Source organism: Roseateles sp. P5_E4, assembly GCF_054049255.1.
In genome coordinates, this window is the sequence record NZ_JBFUMS010000004.1 from 109,140 (window position 1) to 131,537 (window position 22,398).

Here is a 22,398-nt window from a genome sequence, read left to right on the forward strand (position 1 = left end):
GAGCGCGCGGCCGCCCGGAGCGGATGACGCACCCCCTCGGGGCACAGTGAATGCAATGAGCATGGGGGCGCACAGTTCATCGGGTCATTCTGGCAGTGATCGGCACCGAAATAGGGCTGACTTTTAGAATCGCGCCCCATGCCGAATTCAGCCTCCCCGCCCGCCATCTCCTTCGAGAACGTCAAGAAAACATACCGGGGAGGGCAGGTGAAGGCGTTGGACGGCGTCAGTTTCGACATCCACTGCGGTGAGTTCTTCGGCCTGCTGGGCCCCAACGGTGCCGGCAAGACGACGCTGATCAGCGTGCTGGCCGGCCTGGCCAAGGCCACCGAAGGCCGCGTGCGCGTCATGGGCCATGATGTGGTGGACGACTACGCCGCCGCCCGCAAGGCGCTGGGCGTGGTGCCGCAGGAACTGGTGTTCGACCCCTTCTTCAGCGTGCGCGAGTCGCTGCGCATCCAGAGCGGCTATTTCGGCGTGCACGGCAACGACGACTGGATCGATGAATTGCTGCACAACCTGGGCCTGACGGACAAGGCCAACGCCAATATGCGCCAGCTGTCGGGCGGCATGAAGCGCCGCGTGCTGGTCGCCCAGGCGCTGGTGCACCGCCCACCCGTCATCGTGCTGGACGAGCCCACGGCCGGCGTGGACGTGGAACTGCGCCAGACGCTGTGGCAGTTCATTGCCCGCCTCAACAAGGAAGGCCACACGGTGCTGCTGACCACGCATTACCTCGAAGAAGCCGAAGCCCTGTGCCAACGCATTGGCATGCTGAAGGCCGGCCGCATCGTGGCACTGGACCGCACCTCGCAGCTGTTGGCGGGTACGGCGTCCACGATGCTGCGTTTCAAGACCGATGCCGCGCTGCCACCTGACATCGCGGCGCGTGCGCGGGTAACGGGGCGCATCGTGCAGGTGACGGCGCATGACGCCCATGAGGTCGAGACGACGCTGGCCGAGCTGCGCGGACAGGGAGTTCCCATCGAAGACCTGGAGATCGGTCGCGCCGATCTCGAAGACGTGTTTCTTGAAATCATGCAGGGAGAGCACGCATGAATGGCGCCTCCACCCTCTTCAAGAAGGAAGTCCTGCGCTTCTGGAAGGTCGCGTTCCAGACGGTCTGCGCCCCGGTGCTGACGGCGGTGATGTACCTGCTCGTTTTCGGCCACACGCTGGAAGACCATGTGAAGGTCTACGACAGCGTCGGCTACACGCAGTTCCTGATCCCCGGTCTCGTGATGATGAGCGTGCTGCAGAACGCCTTCGCCAACAGCTCGTCCAGCCTCATCCAGAGCAAGATCACCGGCAACCTCATCTTCCTGCTGCTGACGCCGCTGTCGCCGTCGGCCTGGTTCGTCGCCTATGTCGGCGCGGCCGTCGTGCGCGGGCTGGCAGTGGGGGCGGGCGTACTGCTGGTCACCGCCTGGTTTGCGCCGCCGGGCCTGGACAACATCCTGTGGGTGCTGCTGTTCACGGTGCTGGGCGCCGGCCTGATGGGCACCCTGGGCCTGATTGCGGGCTTGTGGGCCGAGAAGTTCGACCAGCTGGCCGCCTTCCAGAACTTCATCATCATGCCGATGACGTTTCTGTCGGGCGTCTTCTACTCAGTGCACTCGCTGCCCGGTTTCTGGCAGGGCATCAGCCACCTGAACCCCTTCTTCTACATGATCGACGGCTTCCGCCGCGGCTTCTTCGGGGTCAGCGACGTGTCGCCTTGGCTCAGCCTGGGCGTTGTCGGGGTCAGCTTCGCGGTCACGGCAGGCCTCGCTTTATCGCTGCTGAAGAGCGGCTACAAGATCAGAAGCTAAGCCGTCTCTAGAATCTCGGGTTTCCACCGAGGACCCGTGATGGCCGACCCGACCCCGCAAGAAGTGCGCGATTTCATTGCCGCAGGCCTGCCCTGCGCGCATCTCGAAGTCGAGGGCGACGGCCGCCACTTCTTCGCGACCATCGTGTCGGACGAGTTCAACGGCCTCTCGCGCATCAAGCGCCACCAGCGTGTCTACGCGGCCCTGGGCGAGCGCATGCGCGAGCAGATCCATGCGCTGTCGATGAAGACGCTGAGCCCCGAAGAGTGGAGTGCCCAATGACCGGCCTGACCCTCGCTCTCTCCAAGGGCCGCATCTTCGAAGAGACGCTGCCGCTGCTGCGCGCCGCCGGCATCGAGGTGCTGGAAGACCCCGAAACCTCGCGCAAGCTGATCCTGCCGACCAACCGCGAAGGCGTTCGCGTCGTGCTGGTGCGCGCCAGCGACGTGCCGACCTATGTGCAATACGGCGGCGCCGACCTCGGCGTGGCCGGCCGCGATGTGCTGCACGAGCAGGCCCTGGCCCAGGGCGGCTCCCACGGCCTCTACCAGCCGCTGGACCTGAAGATCGCCCGCTGCCGCATGAGCGTCGCCACCCGCGCCGACTTCGACTACGCCGCCGCGGTGAAGCAGGGCTCGCGCATCCGCGTCGCCACCAAGTACACCGAGATCGCCCGCCAGCATTTCGCCGACAAGGGCGTGCACGTCGACCTCATCAAGCTCTACGGCTCCATGGAGCTGGCGCCGCTGACCGGCCTGGCCGAGGCCATCGTCGACCTGGTCTCCACCGGCGGCACGCTGAGGGCGAACAAGCTGGTCGAGGTGGAGCAGATCATGGACATCTCGTCCCGCCTCGTCGTCAACCAGGCCGCGCTCAAGCTCAAGCGCGACGCGCTGCGCCCGCTGATCGACGCCTTTGCCTCGGCCATTGCATGAAACTCGTTCGCCAACTCTCCACCGCCGCGCCCGACTTCGATACCGAGTTCGAACGCCTGCGCTACTGGTCGGCGGCGGACGATGCCGCCATCGAAGGCCGCGTCGCCGAGATCCTGGCCGATGTGCGCGAGCGTGGTGACGCTGCCGTGCTGGATTACACCGCGCGCTTCGACCGCGTGACGGCCGACAACGTCGCCGCGCTGGAGATCACGCAAGCCGAATTGCAGGCCGCGCTGGCCTCGATCACGCCGGCCCAGGCCACCGCCCTGCAGGCTGCAGCCAAGCGGGTGCGGGCCTACCACGAGCGCCAGCTGGAAGCCTGCGGCCGCAGCTGGAGCTACCGCGACGAGGACGGCAACCTGCTCGGCCAGAAGGTCACGCCGCTGGACCGCGTGGGCATCTATGTGCCGGGCGGCAAGGCGGCTTATCCCAGCAGCGTGCTGATGAACGCCATTCCCGCACAGGTCGCGGGCGTCGGCGAGATCATCATGGTCGTGCCCACGCCGGACGGCGTGCGCAACCCGCTGGTGCTGGCCGCCGCAGCGGTGGCGGGCGTGCATCGCGTGTTCACCATTGGCGGCGCACAAGCCGTGGCGGCGCTGGCATACGGCACGGCCACCATCCCGCGTGTCGACAAGATCACCGGCCCGGGCAATGCGTATGTGGCTTCGGCCAAAAAGCATGTGTTTGGCCAGGTCGGCATCGACATGATTGCCGGCCCCAGCGAGATCCTCGTCATTGCCGACGGCACGACACCGCCCGACTGGGTGGCGATGGACCTGTTCAGCCAGGCCGAGCACGACGAACTGGCGCAGAGCATCCTGCTCAGCCCGGACGCCGCCTTCCTGGATGCCGTGAGCGCCAGCATGGAGCGCCTGGTCGAGGAGATGCCGCGCGAGACCGTCATCCGCGCGTCGCTGGCGGGCCGCGGCGCGTTGATCCTGACGCGCTCGATGGAAGAGGCCTGCGAGATCAGCAACCGCATCGCGCCCGAGCATCTGGAGATCAGCGCCGCCGAGCCGCAATGCTGGGAGCCGCTGCTGCGCCACGCCGGCGCGATCTTCATGGGCGCCTACACGAGCGAGTCGCTCGGTGACTATTGCGCCGGCCCCAACCATGTACTGCCCACGGCCGGCACAGCGCGCTTCTCGTCCCCGCTGGGCGTCTACGACTTCCAGAAGCGCAGCAGCCTCATCGAAGTCAGCGCCGAGGGCGCGCAGACACTCGGCCGCATCGCCAGCGAGCTGGCCCACGGCGAAGGCCTGCAGGCCCATGCACGCGCAGCCGAACTTCGACTGAAGTGACCCACAGCTGAAAGCTAGGCCGCGTCGACAGGCGCGGCCTTGAACGGGCTGCGCTCCGGCGGCTCATCGTGCTCGGCCGTCTTGGTCAGCGCGGTGGTGATCCAGTTCAGCGCCGACACGCGGTGGCGCACCGCGCAGCTCAGCGGCTCAGGTCTACAGCCCATCTTGGCCTTGGGCTCCAGCGCCGTGCGGCCCAGGCTCAGCCGCGTCGAACCGAAGGCGATCGCGTCCTGCACAGTGGACTGCAGCAGCGTCAGGTAGATCGGTGCCTCGGCATTGGCCGCGCGGTCGTAGCCGATGTAGTAGCCCAACGTCGTGTCGCCGTCGTGCACGCTGGTGACGAAGCCCAGCCAGCGCCCGTCGGCATGCTCGGCCACACGGCAGCGGAAGCGCGGGCCCAGGGCGGCGGCCATGGCGGGCAGATAGCCTGGCGTCAGCGTTGCCAGCCGCAGGCCCTGGGCCTGGTGGACCTGGCCATAGAGAGCATGCAGCTCGTCGGCCCGCGTCAGCAGCTCCTCGGCGCTGGCCTCGCGCAGCGTCAGGCCGGCCGCGGCGCAGTCCTTCAGCAGCTTCTTGGCCGCGCTGCGATAGCCCGAGGTCATGCTGGCCAGGTAGTCGTCCCAGCTGCGCCATTCGGGGCGCACCGTCAGCACCATGTCGGGTTCGGTGTCGACGCTGCGATAGCCCAGCAGGCGCAGTGACGGTGAGACGTTCTGGGCGGCCATGCCGAGGTCCTTGATCAGCGCCAGGTCGGACTGGCCGTCGAGCTTGTCGGCGCGGCGCAGCCGGTAGATGGCTTCGCAGACGCCATGCCAGAGCTGGCCCTCATCGGCATGCGGCGCCAGGGCCATGGCGCGCGCGCCCCAGACGAGCAGGTTGCCGCAGACCAGCAGATGCTCCTTGAGCCCGGCCATCGGCGCATCGACCAGCTTCTTGCTGCCGGGCTTGCGCAGCTGGGCGCCGCCGACGGCCACGCGCTGCAGCAATAGCGCCGCGACTGGCGCACCATCGGCATAGGCCATGGCGTAGCGCGGCTCGATGTTGTCCGGCGCATGCTGCTCCAGCACGCGCAGGTAGTCGCGCGACAGGAAGAGGGTCTGCGCCGCCAGTGCATCCCAATGCAAGGGGTTCAGGAAGTCGACGCGGTCGGCCAGCACCAGTTGCAGGCCCGAGGCTGTGCGCCGCGCGACGCGCCTGGCCTTGATGTCCTGCAGGGCCTGGACGGGGTTGACCACCTGGGGCTTGAGCTTGCCGAGGGCGCGGCCGGTGCGCTTGAGCTTGGCCACGGTGGCCTGCAGGGGCTTCTTGGCGAGGGGCGATATGGGCATTGATGGTGGAGTGACAACGGGATGCAAAGGCTAACTCAATCGATTCAAGCGAGAGGTATTTGGACACGAAGTTCGTGCAACACGAACTTCGTGTGATACGCTTGATGCCATGAAGAACGTCACCGTGTCCATGGATGACGCCGTGGCCGAATGGGCCCGGTTGGAAGCCGCGCGGCGCAACACCAGCGTGTCTCGCCTGCTGGGGGAACTGCTGGGCGAGAAGATGCGCCACGACGACGCCTACGAGCGGGCGTTGCAGGACTGGTTGCACCGCGAGCGGTCCTGGGCCTCCGACGGGCAGCCCTATCCCGGCAGGCAGGTGCTTTGATGGCGGATCCCGTCTTCGTCGACACCTCCGTGCTGCTGTTCAGCGAGGACGGCGCCCGCCCCGCTGAGCGCGAGCAGGTGCTGGCCTGGCTGCGCGAGCTGTGGGCCACCCGCACCGGCCGGGTGTCGGTGCAGGTGCTGAACGACTTCTACCTGCTGGCCACGCGCCAGGTCACGCCGCCCATGCCGCAAGGCGATGCGCGTGCCGAGGTGCGCCGCTACCAGCACTGGCGTCCGTGGGCGACGGACCAGGCGACTGTCGAATCCGCCTGGTCGCTGGAAAGCCGCTTCGGCCTGCCATTCGCCGACGCCCTTGTCGTCGCCAGCGCCAAGGCGCAGGGCTGCACTCGACTGCTCAGCCTGGCCCTGCCGCACGAAGCCGTCTTCGACAGCGTGCAGGTGTTCAACCCCATCGTGACTGCCCCATGAGCCTCGACCAAGCCCTCGCCCAGATCCGCCCCGACGTGCGCGCGGCCCACGCCTACGTCGTGCAGCCCAGCACCGGCCTGCTGAAGCTGGACGCGATGGAGAACCCCTACCGCCTGCCGCCCGAGCTGCAGCAGGCCCTGGGTGAGCGCCTCGGCGCCGTGGCGCTGAACCGCTACCCGGCCGAGCGCACCGCCGAGCTGGCCCGCGCGCTGGCCCGGCATGCCGGCGTGGCCGATGACGTGGGCGTCACGCTGGGCAACGGTTCGGACGAACTCATCGGCCTGCTGACCATCGCCGTTTCCAAGCCCGGCGCCACGGTGCTGGCCCCGGTGCCGGGCTTCGTCATGTACGAGGCCCTGGCGCGCCAGCAGCAACTGGGCTTTGTCGGCGTGCCGCTGCGCGCCGACGACTTCGAGCTGGATGAGCCGGCGATGCTGGCCGCCATCGAAAGGCACCAGCCGGCGCTGATCTACCTGGCCTACCCGAACAACCCGACCGCCACGCTGTGGGACGCCGACGTCATCGAGCGGATTGCCAAAGCCGCGCCGGGCCTGGTCGTCATGGATGAGGCCTACCAGCCTTTCGCCAGCGCCGACAGCCTGGCGCTGATGGCCCGCCAGCCCAATGTGCTGGTCATGCGCACCATGAGCAAGTTCGGTTTGGCCGGCGTGCGCATCGGCTACCTGCTGGGCGCGCCAGAGCTGGTCGGCCAGATCGAGAAGTTGCGCCCGCCTTACAACATCAGCGTGCTCAACGCCGAAGCGGCGTTCTTTGCGCTGGAGCATGCCGACGTGTACGCCGCCCAGGCCGCCGAGCTGCGCCAGCAGCGTGAGCGCCTCTTCAGCGCCTTGCAGGCCATGCCCGGTGTCACACCCTGGCCAAGCCAGGGCAATATGATCCTGGCCAGGGTTCAGGACGCCGCCGCCACCTTCGCGGCGCTGAGGGCCCGGGGCGTGCTGATCAAGAACGTCTCGGCCATGCACCCGCTGCTAGCGAACTGTGTGCGCATCACGGTCGGAACGCCCGACGAAAACACCCTGCTGCTCCAAGCGATTCAAGCATGTCTGAACTGAACGCCTCCACAACCGCGCGCATCGCCGAAGTCACTCGCAACACCCGCGAGACGCGCATCACGGTGCGCGTCAACCTGGACGGCACGGGCCAGTCCAAGCTGCAGACCGGCATCGGCTTCTTCGACCACATGCTGGACCAGATCGCCCGCCACGGCCTGATGGACCTGGACATCCATTGCGAGGGTGACCTGCACATCGACGGCCACCACACCGTCGAGGACGTCGGCATCACGCTGGGCCTGGCCGTCGCCAAGGCCGTGGGCGACAAGGCCGGCCTGACGCGCTACGGCCACAGCTATGTGCCGCTGGACGAGGCCCTGTCGCGGGTCGTCATCGACCTCTCCGGCCGCCCGGGCCTGCACATGGACTGCAAGTTCACGGCCGGCAGCGTCGGCGCCTTCGACACCCAGCTGACCTTCGAGTTCTTCCAGGGCTTCGTCAACCACGCGCTGGCCACGGTCCACATCGACAACCTGAAGGGCCACAACGCCCACCACCAGGCCGAAACCATGTTCAAGGCTTTTGGCCGCGCGTTGCGCATGGCGACGACGCCGGACCCGCGCTCCGCAGGCGTGATCCCGTCGACCAAGGGCTCGCTGTGAGCCGCGCCTTGCTCCGCAGCCTCGCGGCACTGGCGTTGAGCGGCCTGTTTGCCGTGGGCGCCATGGCGCAGGAAGGGCAGCCTTGCCCGCGGCCGGGCACCCAGGAGGACATGCCCCAGACGCTGGGCCCGGGCTTTGAGCGCATGATGACCCATGGCTTCGAAGCCACCATGCCCGGCGGCGGCTGCAGCATCCGCTACAAGCATCCGAGCGGCATGTGGGCCGACGTCTACATCTACCAGGCCCAATTGGGTCGCGTCGAGGACGTTGCGCGAGATCCCCGGTTGCTGGAGGAGTTCAAGTCCGCGATGAGCGGCATCGTCAAAGGCTGGCAGCAGCGTTACCCCGACACCAAGGTGCGCGACGTCGTCGCGCAATATGAGAACCACGGCCAGAGCCGAACCGAGGTCTTGGTGGGCTGGGCCACGATCGACCGCCCCGAGAAGGAAGTTTTGCGCAGCTATGTGCAGCTGTGGAGTGGCGGTGGCTCCATCTGGAAGCTTCGCACCACCTTCCCCGGCGTCGACAAAGCCGTGTCCGAGCCCGCCGTGACGGCACTGGGCAATGCGCTGGTCGACCTGTCCCGGGGGAAGCCATGACCCGCACCGTTGCCGTCGTGGACTACGGCATGGGCAACCTCCGCTCGGTGTCCCAGGCCGTCATCCATGCCGCCGAGGGCCAGGGTTTCGACGTGGCCATCACCTGCGACCCTGAAGTGGTGCGCGCCGCCGAGCGAGTCGTGCTGCCTGGCCAGGGCGCCATGCGCGACTGCATGCGCGAGCTGGCCGACTCGGGCGTCAAGGAAGCCGTGCTTGAAGCCGCCGCCACCAAGCCGCTGCTGGGCGTGTGCGTTGGCATGCAGATGCTGCTGGATCACAGCGAGGAGCAGGACACGCCCGGCCTGGGGCTGATCCCGGGCCGCGTGCAGCGCTTCCGCCTGGAAGGCCGGCTGCAGGAAGACGGCAGCCGCTTCAAGGTGCCGCAGATGGGCTGGAACCGCGTGCACCAACCGCGGGCGCATGCTGTTTGGGATGGCATCCCGGACGAGAGCTGGTTCTACTTCGTGCACAGTTTCTACGCGACGACTGCGTTGCCGGAACACAGCGCCGGCGAGACCGACTACGGTGCTCGCTTTACCTGCGCGGTGGCCCGGGATAATATTTTTGCGACCCAATTCCACCCCGAGAAAAGTGCCGCGCTGGGCCTCGCCCTCTACCGCAATTTCCTGCACTGGAAGCCCTGAACGGGTCTGCACTTTCTTGCCTCCCGCCTTCCTTTCCCTCCAGCCCCTCAGCCCCCGGCCATGCTGCTGATCCCTGCCATCGACCTGAAAGACGGTCGCTGTGTCCGCCTCAAGCAAGGCGACATGAACGACTCCACCACCTTCGGCGAAGACCCCGCCGCGATGGCGCGCCGCTGGCTCGATGCCGGCGCGCGGCGCCTGCACCTGGTGGACCTGAACGGCGCCTTCGCGGGCAAGCCGGTCAACGAGCCGGCCATCAAGGCCATCATCAAGGAGATCGGCGACGAGATCCCCATCCAGCTCGGCGGCGGCATCCGTGACCTCGACACCATCGAGCGCTACCTGGACGATGGCCTGAGCTACGTCATCATCGGCACCGCCGCGGTCAAGAACCCCGGCTTCCTGAGGGACGCCTGCACGGCCTTCGGCGGCCACATCATCGTGGGCCTGGACGCCAAGGACGGCAAGGTTGCCACCGACGGCTGGAGCAAGCTGACCGGCCACGAGGTCATCGACCTGGCCCAGAAGTTTCAGGATTACGGCGTCGAAGGCGTCATCTACACCGACATCGGCCGCGATGGCATGCTGACCGGCATCAACATCGAGGCCACCGTCAAGCTGGCCCAGGCGCTCACCATCCCGGTGATCGCCTCGGGTGGCCTTTCGGACATCGCCGACATCGAGCGCCTGTGCGCCGTCATGGGCGACGGCGTCGAGGGCGTCATCTGCGGCCGCTCCATCTACACCGGCGCGCTGGACTTCACGGCCGCCCAGGTGCGGGCGGACGAACTCATCGCAGCGGCCGGCTGAGAGCCTCTCAGCGCCTGCGCCGGCGGGCCAGCAGGGCCAGCGCGCCCAGGCCGCCCAGCATCAGCGCGTAAGTCTCGGGCTCAGGTACCGGTGCAGCCACGAGGAAGGTCCTGATCTCGCCGCCGGTCGACAGCGTGGAGTGGATGTTCAGATAGGCCTTGCCGTCGGCCAGGCCGGTCGCGAAGGCGGCAAAGGCGCTCGACACATTGCCGCCATTGGCTGTGACGAAGGCAGGGTTCCAGCTCGATGTCTGCGTCATGTCGAAGGTCATCGAATAGGTGCCCGACATGACACCCGCGCCAGAGGGAAAGGCCGGGAAGCTCGGTACCGGCGTCGCGACGCCCGCCGAGCCCCCCCCGGCCGCCGCCGTGCAGCAGTGGATATGGCTGGCCGTGACACTGCCGGTCAGATTGCTGAAGGTCACGTTCACCTTCATCGAGAAGGTGTCGTCATCGAAGATCACACTGACCGTGCCCGTGCCGAGCGATCCGGCCGCCGCGGCAGGTTCACCGAGGTTGCTCAGCGTGCCGATATAGGTCACCGGGTGAGCCGAGGCAGCGGCGGCGCCCAGGGCGAGGGTTGCGGCGAGCAGGGCGGGGGAGGTCAGTCTCATCGTCATCTCCTGTTGTGGTGGTGGAACTTGCGAAGCTACGGATTGAGCGCCAGTTCGGTTCCGCCGCGAAGCCCCTAACCATCGAGGGAATAATTCAGCCCTCGCTTCCGTATCCCCGTCATGCTTGCCAAACGCATCATTCCCTGCCTCGACGTCACCGCCGGCCGCGTGGTCAAGGGCGTCAACTTCGTCGGCCTGCGTGATGCGGGCGATCCGGTGGATATCGCCGCGCGCTACAACGAGCAGGGCGCCGACGAGCTGACCTTCCTCGACATCACCGCCACCAGCGACGGCCGCGACCTCATCCTGCACATCATTGAGGCCGTCGCCTCGAAGGTGTTCATTCCCCTGACCGTGGGCGGCGGCGTGCGCGCGGTGGCCGACGTGCGGCGGCTGCTGAACGCCGGCGCCGACAAGGTGTCCTTCAACTCGGCGGCGGTCGCCGACCCTGAACTGATCCGCGCCGCCAGCGACAAATACGGTGCGCAGTGCATCGTCGTCGCCATCGACGCCAAGCGCCGCGCGGATGGTTCGGGCTGGGACGTCTATACCCACGGCGGCCGCAAGAACGTCGGCCTTGACGCCGTCGAATGGGCCCGCAAGATGGCCGAATTCGGCGCCGGCGAGATCCTGCTGACCAGCATGGACCGCGACGGCACCAAGAGCGGCTTCGATCTCGAATTGACCCGCGCCGTGTCCGACGCCGTGCCCGTGCCCGTCATCGCCTCCGGCGGCGTCGGCTCGCTCGAAGACCTGGCCGACGGCATCACCAAGGGCGGCGCCGACGCCGTGCTGGCCGCCAGCATTTTCCACTTCGGCGAGCACACCGTGGGCGAGGCCAAGGCCTTGATGGCGGCGCGCGGGATTCCGGTCCGCCAGTAGATGGGCGAAGTTCGCATCATCGGCGGCCAGTGGAAACGCTCCAAGCTGCCCGTGCCTGACCTGCCTGGGCTGCGCCCCACGTCGGATCGCATTCGCGAAACCCTCTTCAACTGGTTGGGGCAGACGCTCGACGGTTGGCGGGTGCTTGATGCGTTTGCCGGCAGCGGGGCCTTGGGTTTCGAGGCAGCGTCACGCGGGGCGGATGCGGTGGTGATGATCGAGCGCGAGGCGGCCTTGGTAGACGGGTTGCGGGCCAGCCAGAAGCGTCTGCAGGCCACGGCCCTCATCATCCACCGGGCCAATGCGCTGAACTGGATGCTGGCTTGCCCGGACCGCTTCGACCTCATCTTTCTCGACCCGCCCTTCGCCGACAACCTGTTCGACCGCGCGCTGGCCGCTGCCACGCAGCTGTTGGCCGAAGGGGGGCTGATCTACGTCGAATCTCCTGGTGAGGTCGCTCCCCCGGCCGGATTCATGACCTGGCGCCAGGGCCGAGCCGGCGCCGTGCACTACCAATTGCTGCGGCGCGAGGACAATCCGACCGCATGACGACCCGCACCACCATCACGGCCATCTACCCGGGCACCTTCGACCCGATCACGCTGGGCCACGAGGACCTGATGCGCCGCTCGGCCGCGATGTTCGAGCGCCTGGTGCTGGCGGTGGCGGTCGGCCATCACAAGAAGACCATGTTTTCCTTGGACGAGCGGCTGGCGATGGCCCAGGAAGTGGCGGCACCGCTGGGCAATGTCGAGGTCATCGCCTTCGACGGTCTGCTGCGCGACTTCGTGCGCACCCACGCCGGCCGCGTCGTCGTGCGTGGCCTGCGCACCGGTGGCGACTTCGAATACGAGTTCCAGATGGCCGGCATGAACCGCAAGCTCATGCCCGAGGTCGAGACCATCTTCCTGACGCCCGGCGAACACCACCAGTACACGTCCAGCACCTTCGTGCGCGAGATCGCGACGCTGGGCGGCGAGGTGGCGGAGTTTGTGTCGCCAGGGGTTCTTGAGCGGTTGAATGCGAAGTTCAAGGGGGGCTGACCATGGCTCTCATGATTACTGATGAGTGCATCAACTGCGACGTCTGCGAGCCCGCCTGCCCGAACAACGCGATCTCGATGGGCGAGGAGTTCTACAAGATCGAGCCGAGCAAGTGCACCGAGTGCGTCGGCCACTTCGACGAGCCGCAGTGCGTGATGCTCTGCCCAGTCGCGTGCATCCCGATCAACCCGGCCCATATCGAGAGCCGGGAGACCTTGATGCAGAAGTATCAACGCCTCACCGCCGCGGCTACCGCGGGAACGCTGCCTGCAGCACCCGGGCCAGCCTAGCTCCTGCGCGCGTCAGCTGCTGGCGCTTGATGGCGTCTGCCCTGGCGCCGTAGCCGCCGGGCAGTTCGATGTCCCACTGCGAGCCCTGCCTGGCCGAGAACTTCAACCCGTCGAAGACGCGTCCGGCTTGCTCCAGTGACTGCGTGCCCCAGTGGGGCGGCCAGTCGACCGCGGCGCCTGGGTCGGCACCAACCTGGCGCGCCTCGGCCAGCCAGTTGGCATCGACATGCTGGGGTCTGAATTCCTCAGGCACGTTGTCCCAGTACGAATGGAAGTTCTTCGATCCCGCCGTTATTGCCGGATCGAGCAGCAAGCTGTTGCCACCGATGGTGAAGCTGGCGCGATCGAAGCCCTGCTTGTCGGGGTCGACACGCTGCCCCTGGGCGTCGAGATAGACGCTGCCGACGTGCAGCGGCTGGTGGATGTCGCCCACCAGATGCACCAGTACCAGCAAGGCCTCGCGTTGGTTCTTGAAGTTGGGCTGACCGGGCGAGGGCTTGCCCTGCAGCACCAGGATGGCCGCACGCAGCGCGCCGACGACGTCATCCGGGCGCGTGCCGGTCACCTTCGGTAGGTAGCGGCCGCGCTGCACGGCGATGTCGGCGTAGTGGGTCTGCTTGTGGCAGCTGTCCTCGTCGAGACCCAACTGGCACTGCCGGTCGTTGCGGCGCACGTAGTCGGCCATCTCGGCGATGCGTGCGGGCGTCTCCAGCGCGGCGCACGCGGGGTACTTGCCCGGCGCGGGATAGGTATAGCCCTGGCTGGGCGCGATGCCCTTCACGCAGTCGGCCCAGATCGAGGCCAGCGAAAGCGGCATGTCGCCCAGCAGCCCGGCGACGCGGGCTTCAGCCGGGGTACCTTTGATGAGGCCGGCAGCGATGGTCGCGACGGTCTGGTGGCCGTCAGAACCCCAGGCGTGGGCGATCAGGGGCAGGGCGAGCAGGGCGGTGGCAAGGAGGCGGCGCATGCGGAAATTCGTCAGCCGATCAAGCCCGCAATCTTGCCCGGTTGAAAGTGCAGGTCGATGAAGTCCGCCAGCCCATCAAAGACGGCATCCAGCGACCGGCCAGCCTGGCCGAACAGGGCCTTGAGCACGGCCGGCTGCTCGAACAGGCCGTGGGCGTAGACGCCCAGCACCTGGCCGGCCTGCCAGCCCACCGCCTCGCCGGCGGCATTGCGCAGCGCCACGCGCGGCGGCGGCAGGCCGGCGTGAGGCTGGGTGCGGCCGTGGCGGATCTCGTAGCCACTGGCCTGCACACCGGCCAGGGCCTGCCAGCCGCCGTCCAGCGACGTGGAGAAGCTGAACTCCGCGCTGCGCAGCAGCTTCTCGGGCTCGAAGACGGTCACCAGCGGCAGCAGGCCCAGGCCCGGCGCATTGCCGTCGACGCCATGCGTGTCGATCAGGGCCTCGCCCAGCATCTGCAGGCCGCCGCAGATGCCGAGCACGCGGCCGCGGTGGCTGTTGATGGCGGCGTCGAGCTTTTGCGCGCGCAGCCAGGCGAGGTCGGCCGCGGTGGACTTGGAGCCGGGCAGGATGATCCAGTCCACGCCGGCCAGGTCCTTGGGCTCGCGCGCCCAGCTCAGGCGCACGCCGGGCAGTTGGCGCAGCGGCTGGAATTCGTCGAGGTTGGAGATGCGCGGGTAGGCGATGACGGCGATGCGCAGGCCGCTGCCGGTCGTCGTCTCATCGAAGACGCCGTCCTCCTCGGGCAGGCCGTGGCCCCGCCACATCGGCAGCGTGGCGATGGTGGGCACGCCGGTCAGGTGCTCGAGCTGCTCGGGCCCGGGCGACAGCAGGCCGGCGTCGCCGCGGAAGCGGTTCAGCACGAAGCCGCGCACCTGGGCGCGTACGTCATCGGGCATCAGCTGGTGGGTGCCGTACAGGTGGGCGAAGGCGCCACCGCGGTCGATGTCGGTGACGATCAGGCAGGCGGCGTTGGCGTCGCGCGCGGTGCCGAGGTTGACGTAGTCGCTGGGCGCCAGGTTGATCTCCGCCGGCGAGCCCGCGCCTTCGATGACGACGACATCGTTCTCCCGCATCAGCTCGTGCAGGGCCGCGCGGGCGCGGGGCTTCAGCAGCGCGCTGCGTTCGCGCCAGGGGATGTTGGCCATGGCCGGGTCCACCTCGCCGAGCACGACGACCTGGCTCTGCGTATCCGCCTCGGGTTTGAGCAGCACCGGATTCATGCGCACCTCGGGCACGCGGTTGGCGGCCAGGGCCTGGAAGTACTGGGCCGAGCCGATCTCGCCCATCAGGCCGTTCAAGCCGGGCACGACGCGCGCGTTGTTGCTCATGTTCTGGGCCTTGAAGGGCGCCACCTTGAGCCCCTGGCGGGCATACCAGCGGCACAGGGCCGTGGCCAGCCAGCTCTTGCCCGCGCCGCTCGTCGTGCCGAGCACCATCACTGCTTTACTGATCATTGATGCACCCTTCGGCCTACGGCCTGTCCCGCCGAGCGGGAGCGAGTTTGCTTGGGACGGCCCGGCGCTGCACTCATGAGTCTTCGCTTTCGATTTCAAGCAGGGCCTGCTGCAGCGCCTGCTGCGAGGCGGGAGATTGGGCTGACACGCGCACCAAACCGGGCAGGCCGAAACTGTTTGCGTCGCGCACGCGGATGCTGCGTTCGCGCAGCCGGGTCGCGATGTCAGATCGCGGTGGGCGAGCCAGCCAGAAGTGGGTGCAACTGGGTCGCTGCAGCCAGTCCAGGCCAGCCAGCATCTTGCGCTGCTGTGCCGTCCATTCACGCAGCTGATTGCGGGCCTTGGCCAGCCACGCTTGCGTGTCGTCGCTGTGCCAGTGCATCAGCATGGCCACGCCCTCGGCCGACAGCACCCAGCTCGGCGCCAGCGACAACGCACGGGACCAGACCGGGTCGGCGGCTGGCGCGATGAGATAGCCCGCGCGTACGCCGGTCAGGCCCAGGGCCTTGTTGGGGCAGATGAGCTGCCAGGCTCCGGGCGGCAGGGCAGGGCTGTCGCCGTGAAGGCGCAGCGGCTCGTAGGCGCGGTCGATCACGACAAGAGCGTCGAGCCGGGGCCATGACGCCACCGTGGCACCCGTCGGGTTGCAGGGCTCGCAGATCCAGACCAGGGCCGGTGCCGTCGGTCGGATGTCGGCGGGCGCGGCATAGGGCTTCACCGGCAGGCCCAACGCCTGGGCGGCGAGGGCGTAGTCGCCAAAGCCGGGTTGCGGCACCCAGACCTCGCGGCGACCCGTCAACATCGCCGCCAGCGTCAGCCGGCGAATGCCCTCTGCGCCACCGGCCGTGGGCAGGACCAGGTCCGCGTCACCGAGATGGCGGCGCAGCGTGCGGTAGTTCGGGTCGGGGTAGGCCTGACGGTCGGCGGCTTGCACGGCGTTCATCAGCGTCGGCGGCGGGCCCAGCGGGCTGGCATTGGTCGAGAAGTCGTGTGCTGCTGGCGGACCCTCATCCGGTCCCCCATGCTCGGGCAGCATAGGCGCGTTCATGCCCTCAACGCCCAGGCGAGCGCGGCAAGCAGCACGGCACCGGCAAAGACGGCCTGCTGGGCGACGGCGCGGGCAGCGTGCACATCGCCGGCCTGCACGGGGCTCCCTTCGGCATTCAATGCATAGACGCCGGGCTTGGACAGCCGCCGGCCCAGCCGCAACGCCATCGCCGCCATGGGCCAGCCGCTGTTGGGGGAGGGCGTGCGCCGGGCTTCGCGCGGCAGCCGGGCGAAGGAGGGCGGCATCAGTACCAGCGCTGTCAGCCGGGCCGGCAGCCATGACAGCAGGTCGTCCGCCCGCGCCGCCCATTTGCCGCACCACTCGCGCGCGTCGCGGTAGCCCCACATCGCGTCCGCCGTGTTCGCAAAGCGGTAGATGGCCGCGCCCGGCAGGCCGGCGATGGCAAACCAGAACAGCGGCGCGATGACCGAGTCATTGAGGTTCTCGGCCAGCGTCTCGATGGCCGCTTCGCGCACCTCGGTCTCGGTCAAGGCCGACGTGTCGCGACTGACCAGGCGCGACAGCCGCGCGCGTCCAGCTTCCAGCGATTCATTCAATGCAGCTTCCACGGCCAGCGCCTCCTCGGCCAGCATGCGCCAAGCCAGCAGTGGCTTGAGCAGCAGGCCGACAGCCAAGGCGGCGCCAACGAGGTGCAACGGCGAGCTCCAGGGCTGCAGCAGGATCAGCACCCAGCCCTCCAGCCACAGCGCGATGAAGGCGACCATCGCGGCGCCGACGAGCCAGGCCAGCGCGCCGGCGATGAAGCCGACGGCTGGCGGTAGCTTCGTCAGCTTGAACAGGCCAAGATAGCGCCCCATGCCGACGACAGGATGGGCCCAGCTCGGCGGCTCGCCCAGGCGATCCACCAGCAGGGCCACCATCATGGCCAGCGGCAGCAGCAGGTTCATAAGCCCAGCGGTGGCAGGCGGGCCACCAGGCCGCCCTTGAGTCGATCAGGCCGGCGGTCCCAGGCCAGCAGGCCGTCACCCGGCTCCGAATGTTGAGCGGCCACCGACAGCAGCGCGTCGACGCTGGCGGCGTCGGGCGCGAGCTGCCCGAACAGATAGCTGTGCTTGCCAGGGCCTTGCAGGGCCGCCGTGCAGCTCTGCTTGCAGGCAGCCATGCAGGCTTGTCCCCGAACGGGCAGCAACCAGTCGCGTGCCAGCGCCTCGTTTTCGACGGCTTCCAGCAGAGCCTGGCCCTGGCCATCGGCGCAGGTGGTGCAGATGATGAGGGCGCTCAATCCTCGATCCCCCGCTGCGCCGGCACGCCCGCCTTGTAGTGGTGCTTGATCATCGCCATCTCGGTGACCGTGTCGGCCAGCTCGATCAGTTCGGCCGGCGCACCGCGCCCCGTCAGCACGACGTGCACATGCGGCGGGCGCTCGCGCAGGCAGGCCAGCACCGTCTCCAGCGCCAGCCAGCCGTAGCGCAGCGGGTACATGATCTCGTCCAGCACGACGAGGAAATGGTCGCCCGCACGGATGACCGATTCGGCGCGGCCCCAGCCCTCGCGGGCGAGTTCGGCGGAGTGCTCCAGGTCCTTGCTCTTCCACGAGAAGCCGTCGCCCAGGCCCTCGATGGGCACGCCCAGTTGCTCGAACACGCGGTGCTCGCCGAAGCGGGCGCTGGGCACCTTCATGAACTGGTAGATGCGCACCGGTTTGCCGCGGCCATGCGCGCGCAGTGCGAGGCCAAAGGCGGCGGTGCTCTTGCCCTTGCCGTCGCCGGTGTGGACGATCACCAGGCCACGGCGCTCGCCGCTGGGAATAACGCGTTCGCGGTCGACGGGAGGTTTCTCGATTTCCATGCTTCAGCTCCCGAAAAAGGCGGCAATCGCCTCGGGGTTGGACGGGAAGTAGTGGTGCACATAACTCGCGCGCAGCGAACCCTGCTGGTAGAGGGCCTCGGCGGTGTTGCCGCCGTTGGGGTTGCTGGCGGTGGCGATCGGCGCCAGCGGCGTCTCCAGCGTCGAGTAGTGATAGCTGTGGCCGCGCAACGGGCCTTCGGGCCAGGCGATGGCCTGCAGGCCCAGAGCCGCGAGGCGGTGCTGCACATGGGCGCGGCCGGGCATGACGCCGACCATGCGGTGAGTATCGCCGGCCGCGTCGGTCAGTGAGTCCAGCAGGGCCAGCATGCCGCCGCATTCGGCGAGCAGCGGCTTACCTGCGGCGACATGGCCGGCCAGGGCTGCGGCCAGCGTGGGGTGGGCACCCAGCGCCTCGACATGCAACTCGGGGTAGCCGCCGGGCAGCCACAGCGCATCGCAAACCGGCAGGGCCTCATGGCGGATGGGCGAGAAGAAGGCCAGCTCGGCGCCCAGGGCGCGGAGCAGGTCGACATTGGCTGCGTAGATGAAGCCGAAGGCGGCGTCGCGGGCGATGGCAATGCGGCGGCCGTGGAGCAGCGGTGGCAGCGGCGGCTCAGTGTTCGCCTCAAAGGCCTGGGGCTTGAAGGCCAAGCCAGGCCGCAGCCCGGCTTCCCAGGCATCGGCCCAGGCATCGAGCTGTGTATCCAGCCTCGGCTGCTCAAGCGCCTGCACGAGGCCGAGATGGCGCTCAGGCAGGATGAGCTTGGGCTCGCGCGGCAGCGCGGCGATCAGCGGCAGGTCGTCCGGCAGGCCTTCGCTGAGCATGCGTCCATGCGCCGCGCTGCCGATGCGGTTGGCGATGACGCCGCAGTGGTGCAGCTCGGGCCTGAAGCGCTGCAGTCCCGTCGCCAGCGCCGCGAAGGTCTGGGCCATGGCCGAAGCGTCGATGACGCAGACGACGGGCAGCCCGAAGGCGACGGCCAGGTCGGCGCTGCTCGGGTTGCCGTCGAACAGGCCCATGACGCCTTCGACGAGGATGAGGTCAGCCTCGCGCGCGGCCTCGGCCAGCAGGGCTTGGCAGTGGGCGAAGCCGCCCATGAAGAGGTCGAGCTGGTAGACCGGGCGGCCGCTGGCGCGCTCGAGGATGCTGGGGTCAAGGAAGTCCGGCCCGGTCTTGAAGACGCGCACGCGCTTGCCGCGCCGTGCATGGCTGCGCGCAATCGCCGCAGTGACGCAGGTCTTGCCCGATCCCGAGGACGGGGCGCTGATGAAGAGGGCGGCGCAAGAGGTCATAAAGGCAGGGCGACCCAGCGGCCCTCGATCTGTGCGATGTGCAGGCGGGGGCCGAAGACGCGTTTCAAGGCTTCGTGCGTGGCCACGTCGGCGGGGGCGCCGGTGTGCACGATGCGGCCGTCGGCCATCAGCACGAGATGGTCGGCCTGCAGCGCAAGATGCAGCTCGTGCAGAACGCTGACGACGCTGTGGCCGGCGGCGACGCGCTCACGCACCAGGGCCATCCATTCGGCCTGGTGGGGCGGGTCGAGGTGGGCCAGGGGCTCGTCCATCAATGTCAGCGGCGCCTGCACCGCGAGTGCCCGGGCCAGCAGCACACGCTGGCGCTCGCCGCCCGACAGAGACCCCAGCCGGCGCTCGCGCCAGGCCCAGCTCTGCGTGGATTCCATCGCGGTCTGCACGGCGACATGGTCTGCCGCGGTGGGCGGCGCCAGCCACGGCCGGTGCGGCAGGCGGCCGAGCTGCACGACGTCCTGGGCCGTCAGGTCGTCGGCGCCGGTCTCCTGCTGGCCCATCCAGGCCAGTTGGCGGGCGCGCTCGCGGGACGGCCAGTCATTGAGCGGCTTGCCGCCGAGCAGCACATTGCCTTCACAACGCTGCAGGCCGGCGATGGCGCGCAGCAGCGTCGACTTGCCGGCGCCGTTGGGGCCGACGATGGCCGTCCAACGGCCCTGGGGCAAGGCAAGATCGATGTCGCTGATCAGGTCGCGGCCGTCGATGCGGACGCGGGCGATGCGGGCGTGCAGGGCATTCATCGCTTGGGCGCTCCGCGTCTATGCATCAGCACAAGAAGATAGACGCCGCCCAGCAGCGCGGTGACGAGACCGACGGGCAGCTCCTGCGGTCGCATCAACCCGCGCGCGATCACATCGGCCACCAGCAGCAGGGCGCCGCCGGCCGCGGCCGACATCAGGATCAGCCGGCCGTGAAGCATGGGGCAGAGGCTGCGCACGAGGTGGGGGGCGACCAGGCCGACGAAGGCGACGATGCCGGTCTGCGCGACGGCAGCACCCGTGGCCAGCGCAAAGGCCAGGATCAGCAGCAGCCGCATCAGGCCCATGCGCACGCCCAGCGACGCGGCGGTGGCCTCGCCCAGCGTCAGCGCATCCAGGGCCGGGCTGGCCAGCAGGCCGATGACGAGGGCCGCGATGCCACTGGCGGTCATCACCGTGACGCTGCTCCAGCCCAGCAGGCCGGTGTTGCCGAGCAGGAAGGCCTGCATGGCGCGCAGGATGTCGGGCGCCCACAGCGTGGCCAGGCCGGTCAGCGCGTTCAGCACGACACCGACGACGACGCCGGCCAGCAAGAGGCGCAGCGTCTGCTCGACGCCGCGCGCCAGGATCAGCGTCAGGCCCACGCCAACCAGCGTGCCGACGAAGGCGATGCCGGTCAGTCCGACATGGGCCAGCAGCGACGAGGTCTGGGGCGAGATGCCGGTCAGCGCCAGCGCGATGGCCACCGCCAGGCCGGCGCCCGAGGCGCTGCCCAGCAGATAGGGATCGGCCAGCGGGTTGCGGAACAGGCCTTGCGACATCGCACCGGCCATGCCGAGCAGGGCGCCGGCCCACCAGGCGCCCAACGAGCGCGGCAGGCGGATCTCCCACAGGATGATGCCCATGCTGTCGTCGCCGAGGTCGGCCCAGCCGGTGCTGCCGACCAGCACGCCCCCCAGCACGCCGCCGACACCAACGAGCAGCAGCAGCGTCAGCAGCAGCCCGGGGCGGATGTTCATCACGAGGCGCCCTTCTCGCGCAGGCAGCGGGCCATGATCTGCGCCGCCTCGGCCATGCGCGGCCCCGGGCGGGTGAGGATGTCGCCCTCCTCGGGCTTGAAGATGCAGATGCGGCCGCGCTTGACGGCGTCGATGCGGTCCCAGCCGGGGCGCTGGGTCAGGCCTTCGGAGCCGCGCTGGCCGATCATGATCAAGGCCGGGTTGGCCTTGACGACGAACTCGGGGTTGATCTTGGGGAAGGGGCCGAGCGACGCCGGGATGATGTTGCCGGCGCCGAGCTTGGTCAACGTCTCGCCCATGAAGGAGGACTCGCCAGCGGCCCAGATGCCGGGGGCGACCTCGAAGTAGACGCGCACGCCCCGCGCCGACGCTGGCACGCTGCTGGCCGCCGCGGCGACGCCGGCCTCGATATGGCGCCAGACGCGCTGGGCATCAGGCACGCCGAGCACCTGGCCGATGATGTTCAGCACGCGCTGAACGTCCTTGTAGCTGCGCGGCTCCAGAACGACGACCTTGAGGCCCAAGGCGCGCAGCCGCTCGGCCACGCGCGAGGACACGGCCACCAGCACGACATCGGGCTTGAGCGACGCGATCAGCTCGACATTGGTGTCTTCCATGCCGCCGACCTTGGGCAGGGCGTTCACTGAGGCGGGGAAGTTGGAATAGCGGTCGACGCCGACCAGCCGGGCGCAGGCACCGAGTTCGCAGACGGTCTCGGTCAGCGAAGGCAGCAGGCTGACGATGCGCTGCGGCGGCGTGCTGATCTGCGTCACCTGGCCGAGGTCGTCCTTGATGTCGATGGCAGCAACCGGCAGCGCAATGGCCAACAGCAGCAGGGCAAGCAATCTACGCATGGTTCGAATCCTCGACGGGTCGTGTCCAGGCCTGGCCCGCGACCATCAGTGTCAATCGGCCGCACAGGCGCGCGACGTCCTGGTTCAGGCGGCCAAGCTCGTCGATGTAGTCGCGCACCTCTCGACCCAGYGGCGACACGCCCCAGCCGACCTCGTTGGAGACGAAGACGACGGGCGACTTCAAGCGTGGCAGCAGATCCAGCAGCGCGGTGCGCTCGGCCTGCCAGCCGGCCGCATCGGGCGCGCCGCTCATCGGCATCAGCCAGTTCACCAGCCACAGCGTCAGGCAGTCGACAACGACCAGGGTGTTGGCGTCGTCGACCTGTTGAAGGGCCGCGCTCAAGGCCAGCGGGGCTTCGACAGTCTCGAAACCTGCCGGCCGTGAGGCACGGTGATGGGTGATGCGCTCACGCATCTCGTCGTCAGCCGCCAGCGCGGTGGCGATGACCACCACGCGGCCGGGCCAGCCCAGAGCCAGCTTCTCGGCCCGGCGCGACTTGCCGCTGCGCTGGCCGCCGACGATGAGTTCGTGTGTGCTCATCAGCGCGAGC

Annotated in this window: 29 protein-coding genes; 16 read left to right on the forward strand and 13 right to left on the reverse strand. The window is 68.6% G+C overall.

Annotation, left to right across the window (positions count from 1 at the left end):
- Positions 1-138 precede the first annotated feature (138 nt).
- The 5 genes from ACXJLH_RS09540 to hisD are packed head-to-tail and all read left to right on the forward strand — an operon-like array spanning position 139 to position 4,050.
- On the forward strand, positions 139-1,059 hold the full coding sequence (locus ACXJLH_RS09540; RefSeq protein WP_056193688.1) for an ABC transporter ATP-binding protein: 921 nt from the start codon (positions 139-141) through the stop codon (positions 1,057-1,059).
- The gene (locus tag ACXJLH_RS09545; RefSeq protein WP_457323447.1) at positions 1,056-1,811 is read left to right on the forward strand and encodes an ABC transporter permease; all 756 of its coding nucleotides are present in this window, start codon (positions 1,056-1,058) and stop codon (positions 1,809-1,811) included. The genes ACXJLH_RS09540 and ACXJLH_RS09545 overlap by 4 nt, the downstream gene beginning before the upstream one ends.
- Positions 1,812-1,850: 39 nt before the next feature.
- Positions 1,851-2,093, forward strand: a complete 243-nt coding sequence (locus ACXJLH_RS09550) for a BolA family protein (RefSeq protein WP_056193694.1) — start codon at positions 1,851-1,853, stop codon at positions 2,091-2,093.
- A complete protein-coding gene (hisG, locus tag ACXJLH_RS09555) occupies positions 2,090-2,746 on the forward strand; it encodes an ATP phosphoribosyltransferase (protein WP_056193697.1) in 657 nt (218 codons plus the stop codon). The genes ACXJLH_RS09550 and hisG overlap by 4 nt, the downstream gene beginning before the upstream one ends.
- Complete coding sequence (hisD, locus tag ACXJLH_RS09560; protein ID WP_457443693.1) at positions 2,743-4,050, forward strand: histidinol dehydrogenase; 1,308 nt, start codon at positions 2,743-2,745, stop codon at positions 4,048-4,050. The genes hisG and hisD overlap by 4 nt, the downstream gene beginning before the upstream one ends.
- A gap of 14 nt (positions 4,051-4,064) precedes the next feature.
- Here hisD and ACXJLH_RS09565 read toward each other — a convergent pair whose 3' ends face one another.
- Positions 4,065-5,378, reverse strand: coding sequence for a GNAT family N-acetyltransferase (locus ACXJLH_RS09565; RefSeq protein WP_457443695.1), 1,314 nt, complete (start codon positions 5,376-5,378; stop codon positions 4,065-4,067).
- Between the two features lie 109 nt (positions 5,379-5,487).
- Here ACXJLH_RS09565 and ACXJLH_RS09570 point away from each other — a divergent pair, with 109 nt between their 5' ends.
- From ACXJLH_RS09570 to hisA, 7 genes are read left to right on the forward strand one after another with little or no spacing between them, the layout of a single operon-like run.
- The gene (locus tag ACXJLH_RS09570) at positions 5,488-5,706 is read left to right on the forward strand and encodes a hypothetical protein (RefSeq protein ID WP_056193705.1); all 219 of its coding nucleotides are present in this window, start codon (positions 5,488-5,490) and stop codon (positions 5,704-5,706) included.
- Positions 5,706-6,134, forward strand: coding sequence for a PIN domain-containing protein (locus tag ACXJLH_RS09575; protein ID WP_457351738.1), 429 nt, complete (start codon positions 5,706-5,708; stop codon positions 6,132-6,134). The genes ACXJLH_RS09570 and ACXJLH_RS09575 overlap by 1 nt, the downstream gene beginning before the upstream one ends.
- Positions 6,131-7,207, forward strand: coding sequence for a histidinol-phosphate transaminase (hisC, locus tag ACXJLH_RS09580; RefSeq protein WP_457351736.1), 1,077 nt, complete (start codon positions 6,131-6,133; stop codon positions 7,205-7,207). Before ACXJLH_RS09575 ends, hisC begins: the two co-directional genes overlap by 4 nt.
- Entirely contained in the window at positions 7,195-7,809 is a 615-nt protein-coding gene (gene hisB, locus ACXJLH_RS09585) for an imidazoleglycerol-phosphate dehydratase HisB (RefSeq protein WP_056193714.1), read from the forward strand. Before hisC ends, hisB begins: the two co-directional genes overlap by 13 nt.
- An 8-nt stretch (positions 7,810-7,817) precedes the next feature.
- Positions 7,818-8,408, forward strand: coding sequence for a hypothetical protein (locus ACXJLH_RS09590; RefSeq protein ID WP_157281203.1), 591 nt, complete (start codon positions 7,818-7,820; stop codon positions 8,406-8,408).
- On the forward strand, positions 8,405-9,052 hold the full coding sequence (gene hisH, locus ACXJLH_RS09595) for an imidazole glycerol phosphate synthase subunit HisH (RefSeq protein ID WP_457351732.1): 648 nt from the start codon (positions 8,405-8,407) through the stop codon (positions 9,050-9,052). The genes ACXJLH_RS09590 and hisH overlap by 4 nt, the downstream gene beginning before the upstream one ends.
- Positions 9,053-9,112: 60 nt before the next feature.
- Complete coding sequence (hisA, locus tag ACXJLH_RS09600; RefSeq protein WP_056193723.1) at positions 9,113-9,862, forward strand: 1-(5-phosphoribosyl)-5-[(5-phosphoribosylamino)methylideneamino]imidazole-4-carboxamide isomerase; 750 nt, start codon at positions 9,113-9,115, stop codon at positions 9,860-9,862.
- A gap of 7 nt (positions 9,863-9,869) precedes the next feature.
- On the opposite strand, the gene ACXJLH_RS09605 is transcribed toward hisA, so the two are convergent.
- Positions 9,870-10,475: a CHRD domain-containing protein gene (locus tag ACXJLH_RS09605; protein ID WP_235531862.1), complete on the reverse strand. Its 606-nt coding sequence runs from the start codon at positions 10,473-10,475 to the stop codon at positions 9,870-9,872.
- Between the two features lie 120 nt (positions 10,476-10,595).
- Here ACXJLH_RS09605 and hisF point away from each other — a divergent pair, with 120 nt between their 5' ends.
- The 4 genes from hisF to ACXJLH_RS09625 are packed head-to-tail and all read left to right on the forward strand — an operon-like array spanning position 10,596 to position 12,690.
- On the forward strand, positions 10,596-11,357 hold the full coding sequence (hisF, locus tag ACXJLH_RS09610; protein ID WP_457443697.1) for an imidazole glycerol phosphate synthase subunit HisF: 762 nt from the start codon (positions 10,596-10,598) through the stop codon (positions 11,355-11,357).
- Positions 11,358-11,906, forward strand: a complete 549-nt coding sequence (gene rsmD / locus ACXJLH_RS09615) for a 16S rRNA (guanine(966)-N(2))-methyltransferase RsmD (RefSeq protein ID WP_457443699.1) — start codon at positions 11,358-11,360, stop codon at positions 11,904-11,906.
- Entirely contained in the window at positions 11,903-12,400 is a 498-nt protein-coding gene (coaD, locus tag ACXJLH_RS09620) for a pantetheine-phosphate adenylyltransferase (protein WP_457443701.1), read from the forward strand. The genes rsmD and coaD overlap by 4 nt, the downstream gene beginning before the upstream one ends.
- A 2-nt stretch (positions 12,401-12,402) precedes the next feature.
- Positions 12,403-12,690, forward strand: coding sequence for a YfhL family 4Fe-4S dicluster ferredoxin (locus ACXJLH_RS09625; RefSeq protein ID WP_056193738.1), 288 nt, complete (start codon positions 12,403-12,405; stop codon positions 12,688-12,690).
- Here ACXJLH_RS09625 and ACXJLH_RS09630 read toward each other — a convergent pair.
- From ACXJLH_RS09630 to cobU, 11 genes are all read right to left on the reverse strand, one after another.
- Complete coding sequence (locus ACXJLH_RS09630) at positions 12,650-13,657, reverse strand: S1/P1 nuclease (RefSeq protein WP_457443703.1); 1,008 nt, start codon at positions 13,655-13,657, stop codon at positions 12,650-12,652. The genes ACXJLH_RS09625 and ACXJLH_RS09630 overlap by 41 nt on opposite strands.
- Positions 13,658-13,668: 11 nt before the next feature.
- The gene (locus ACXJLH_RS09635) at positions 13,669-15,111 is read right to left on the reverse strand and encodes a cobyric acid synthase (protein WP_457443705.1); all 1,443 of its coding nucleotides are present in this window, start codon (positions 15,109-15,111) and stop codon (positions 13,669-13,671) included.
- Positions 15,112-15,184: 73 nt separating this feature from the next.
- Positions 15,185-16,159 (reverse strand): aminotransferase class I/II-fold pyridoxal phosphate-dependent enzyme, encoded by a 975-nt coding sequence (locus ACXJLH_RS09640; RefSeq protein ID WP_457443707.1) that lies wholly within the window; start codon positions 16,157-16,159, stop codon positions 15,185-15,187.
- Complete coding sequence (gene cbiB / locus ACXJLH_RS09645; RefSeq protein ID WP_457443709.1) at positions 16,156-17,067, reverse strand: adenosylcobinamide-phosphate synthase CbiB; 912 nt, start codon at positions 17,065-17,067, stop codon at positions 16,156-16,158. Before cbiB ends, ACXJLH_RS09640 begins: the two co-directional genes overlap by 4 nt.
- Positions 17,064-17,402 (reverse strand): DUF1636 family protein, encoded by a 339-nt coding sequence (locus ACXJLH_RS09650; protein ID WP_056193753.1) that lies wholly within the window; start codon positions 17,400-17,402, stop codon positions 17,064-17,066. The genes cbiB and ACXJLH_RS09650 overlap by 4 nt, the downstream gene beginning before the upstream one ends.
- Complete coding sequence (cobO, locus tag ACXJLH_RS09655) at positions 17,399-17,968, reverse strand: cob(I)yrinic acid a,c-diamide adenosyltransferase (RefSeq protein WP_457443711.1); 570 nt, start codon at positions 17,966-17,968, stop codon at positions 17,399-17,401. Before cobO ends, ACXJLH_RS09650 begins: the two co-directional genes overlap by 4 nt.
- A 3-nt stretch (positions 17,969-17,971) precedes the next feature.
- Positions 17,972-19,261 carry a cobyrinate a,c-diamide synthase gene (locus ACXJLH_RS09660; RefSeq protein WP_457443713.1) on the reverse strand — a complete coding sequence of 430 codons (1,290 nt, stop codon included), beginning with the start codon at positions 19,259-19,261 and terminating at the stop codon, positions 17,972-17,974.
- Positions 19,258-20,016: an ABC transporter ATP-binding protein gene (locus ACXJLH_RS09665; protein WP_457443715.1), complete on the reverse strand. Its 759-nt coding sequence runs from the start codon at positions 20,014-20,016 to the stop codon at positions 19,258-19,260. Before ACXJLH_RS09665 ends, ACXJLH_RS09660 begins: the two co-directional genes overlap by 4 nt.
- Complete coding sequence (locus tag ACXJLH_RS09670; protein ID WP_457443717.1) at positions 20,013-20,993, reverse strand: FecCD family ABC transporter permease; 981 nt, start codon at positions 20,991-20,993, stop codon at positions 20,013-20,015. Before ACXJLH_RS09670 ends, ACXJLH_RS09665 begins: the two co-directional genes overlap by 4 nt.
- Positions 20,993-21,847 carry an ABC transporter substrate-binding protein gene (locus ACXJLH_RS09675; protein ID WP_056193767.1) on the reverse strand — a complete coding sequence of 285 codons (855 nt, stop codon included), beginning with the start codon at positions 21,845-21,847 and terminating at the stop codon, positions 20,993-20,995. Before ACXJLH_RS09675 ends, ACXJLH_RS09670 begins: the two co-directional genes overlap by 1 nt.
- Positions 21,840-22,388: a bifunctional adenosylcobinamide kinase/adenosylcobinamide-phosphate guanylyltransferase gene (cobU, locus tag ACXJLH_RS09680; RefSeq protein ID WP_457443719.1), complete on the reverse strand. Its 549-nt coding sequence runs from the start codon at positions 22,386-22,388 to the stop codon at positions 21,840-21,842. Before cobU ends, ACXJLH_RS09675 begins: the two co-directional genes overlap by 8 nt.
- Positions 22,389-22,398 lie beyond the last annotated feature (10 nt).

Coding starts and splice junctions, on each gene's coding strand:
- ACXJLH_RS09550 (WP_056193694.1), top strand. CDS start 1,851: ATGGCCGACCCGACCCCGCAAGAAGTGCGCGATTTCATTGCCGCAGGC.
- cbiB (WP_457443709.1), bottom strand. CDS start 17,067: ATGAACCTGCTGCTGCCGCTGGCCATGATGGTGGCCCTGCTGGTGGAT.
- rsmD (WP_457443699.1), top strand. CDS start 11,358: ATGGGCGAAGTTCGCATCATCGGCGGCCAGTGGAAACGCTCCAAGCTG.
- ACXJLH_RS09625 (WP_056193738.1), top strand. CDS start 12,403: ATGGCTCTCATGATTACTGATGAGTGCATCAACTGCGACGTCTGCGAG.
- ACXJLH_RS09660 (WP_457443713.1), bottom strand. CDS start 19,261: ATGACCTCTTGCGCCGCCCTCTTCATCAGCGCCCCGTCCTCGGGATCG.
- hisC (WP_457351736.1), top strand. CDS start 6,131: ATGAGCCTCGACCAAGCCCTCGCCCAGATCCGCCCCGACGTGCGCGCG.
- ACXJLH_RS09605 (WP_235531862.1), bottom strand. CDS start 10,475: ATGAGACTGACCTCCCCCGCCCTGCTCGCCGCAACCCTCGCCCTGGGC.
- ACXJLH_RS09575 (WP_457351738.1), top strand. CDS start 5,706: ATGGCGGATCCCGTCTTCGTCGACACCTCCGTGCTGCTGTTCAGCGAG.
- hisA (WP_056193723.1), top strand. CDS start 9,113: ATGCTGCTGATCCCTGCCATCGACCTGAAAGACGGTCGCTGTGTCCGC.
- ACXJLH_RS09665 (WP_457443715.1), bottom strand. CDS start 20,016: ATGAATGCCCTGCACGCCCGCATCGCCCGCGTCCGCATCGACGGCCGC.
- hisB (WP_056193714.1), top strand. CDS start 7,195: ATGTCTGAACTGAACGCCTCCACAACCGCGCGCATCGCCGAAGTCACT.
- ACXJLH_RS09670 (WP_457443717.1), bottom strand. CDS start 20,993: ATGAACATCCGCCCCGGGCTGCTGCTGACGCTGCTGCTGCTCGTTGGT.
- ACXJLH_RS09545 (WP_457323447.1), top strand. CDS start 1,056: ATGAATGGCGCCTCCACCCTCTTCAAGAAGGAAGTCCTGCGCTTCTGG.
- ACXJLH_RS09675 (WP_056193767.1), bottom strand. CDS start 21,847: ATGCGTAGATTGCTTGCCCTGCTGCTGTTGGCCATTGCGCTGCCGGTT.
- ACXJLH_RS09640 (WP_457443707.1), bottom strand. CDS start 16,159: ATGAACGCGCCTATGCTGCCCGAGCATGGGGGACCGGATGAGGGTCCG.
- hisD (WP_457443693.1), top strand. CDS start 2,743: ATGAAACTCGTTCGCCAACTCTCCACCGCCGCGCCCGACTTCGATACC.
- hisG (WP_056193697.1), top strand. CDS start 2,090: ATGACCGGCCTGACCCTCGCTCTCTCCAAGGGCCGCATCTTCGAAGAG.
- ACXJLH_RS09540 (WP_056193688.1), top strand. CDS start 139: ATGCCGAATTCAGCCTCCCCGCCCGCCATCTCCTTCGAGAACGTCAAG.
- ACXJLH_RS09565 (WP_457443695.1), bottom strand. CDS start 5,378: ATGCCCATATCGCCCCTCGCCAAGAAGCCCCTGCAGGCCACCGTGGCC.
- ACXJLH_RS09630 (WP_457443703.1), bottom strand. CDS start 13,657: ATGCGCCGCCTCCTTGCCACCGCCCTGCTCGCCCTGCCCCTGATCGCC.
- hisF (WP_457443697.1), top strand. CDS start 10,596: ATGCTTGCCAAACGCATCATTCCCTGCCTCGACGTCACCGCCGGCCGC.
- coaD (WP_457443701.1), top strand. CDS start 11,903: ATGACGACCCGCACCACCATCACGGCCATCTACCCGGGCACCTTCGAC.
- cobO (WP_457443711.1), bottom strand. CDS start 17,968: ATGGAAATCGAGAAACCTCCCGTCGACCGCGAACGCGTTATTCCCAGC.
- hisH (WP_457351732.1), top strand. CDS start 8,405: ATGACCCGCACCGTTGCCGTCGTGGACTACGGCATGGGCAACCTCCGC.
- ACXJLH_RS09635 (WP_457443705.1), bottom strand. CDS start 15,111: ATGATCAGTAAAGCAGTGATGGTGCTCGGCACGACGAGCGGCGCGGGC.
- ACXJLH_RS09570 (WP_056193705.1), top strand. CDS start 5,488: ATGAAGAACGTCACCGTGTCCATGGATGACGCCGTGGCCGAATGGGCC.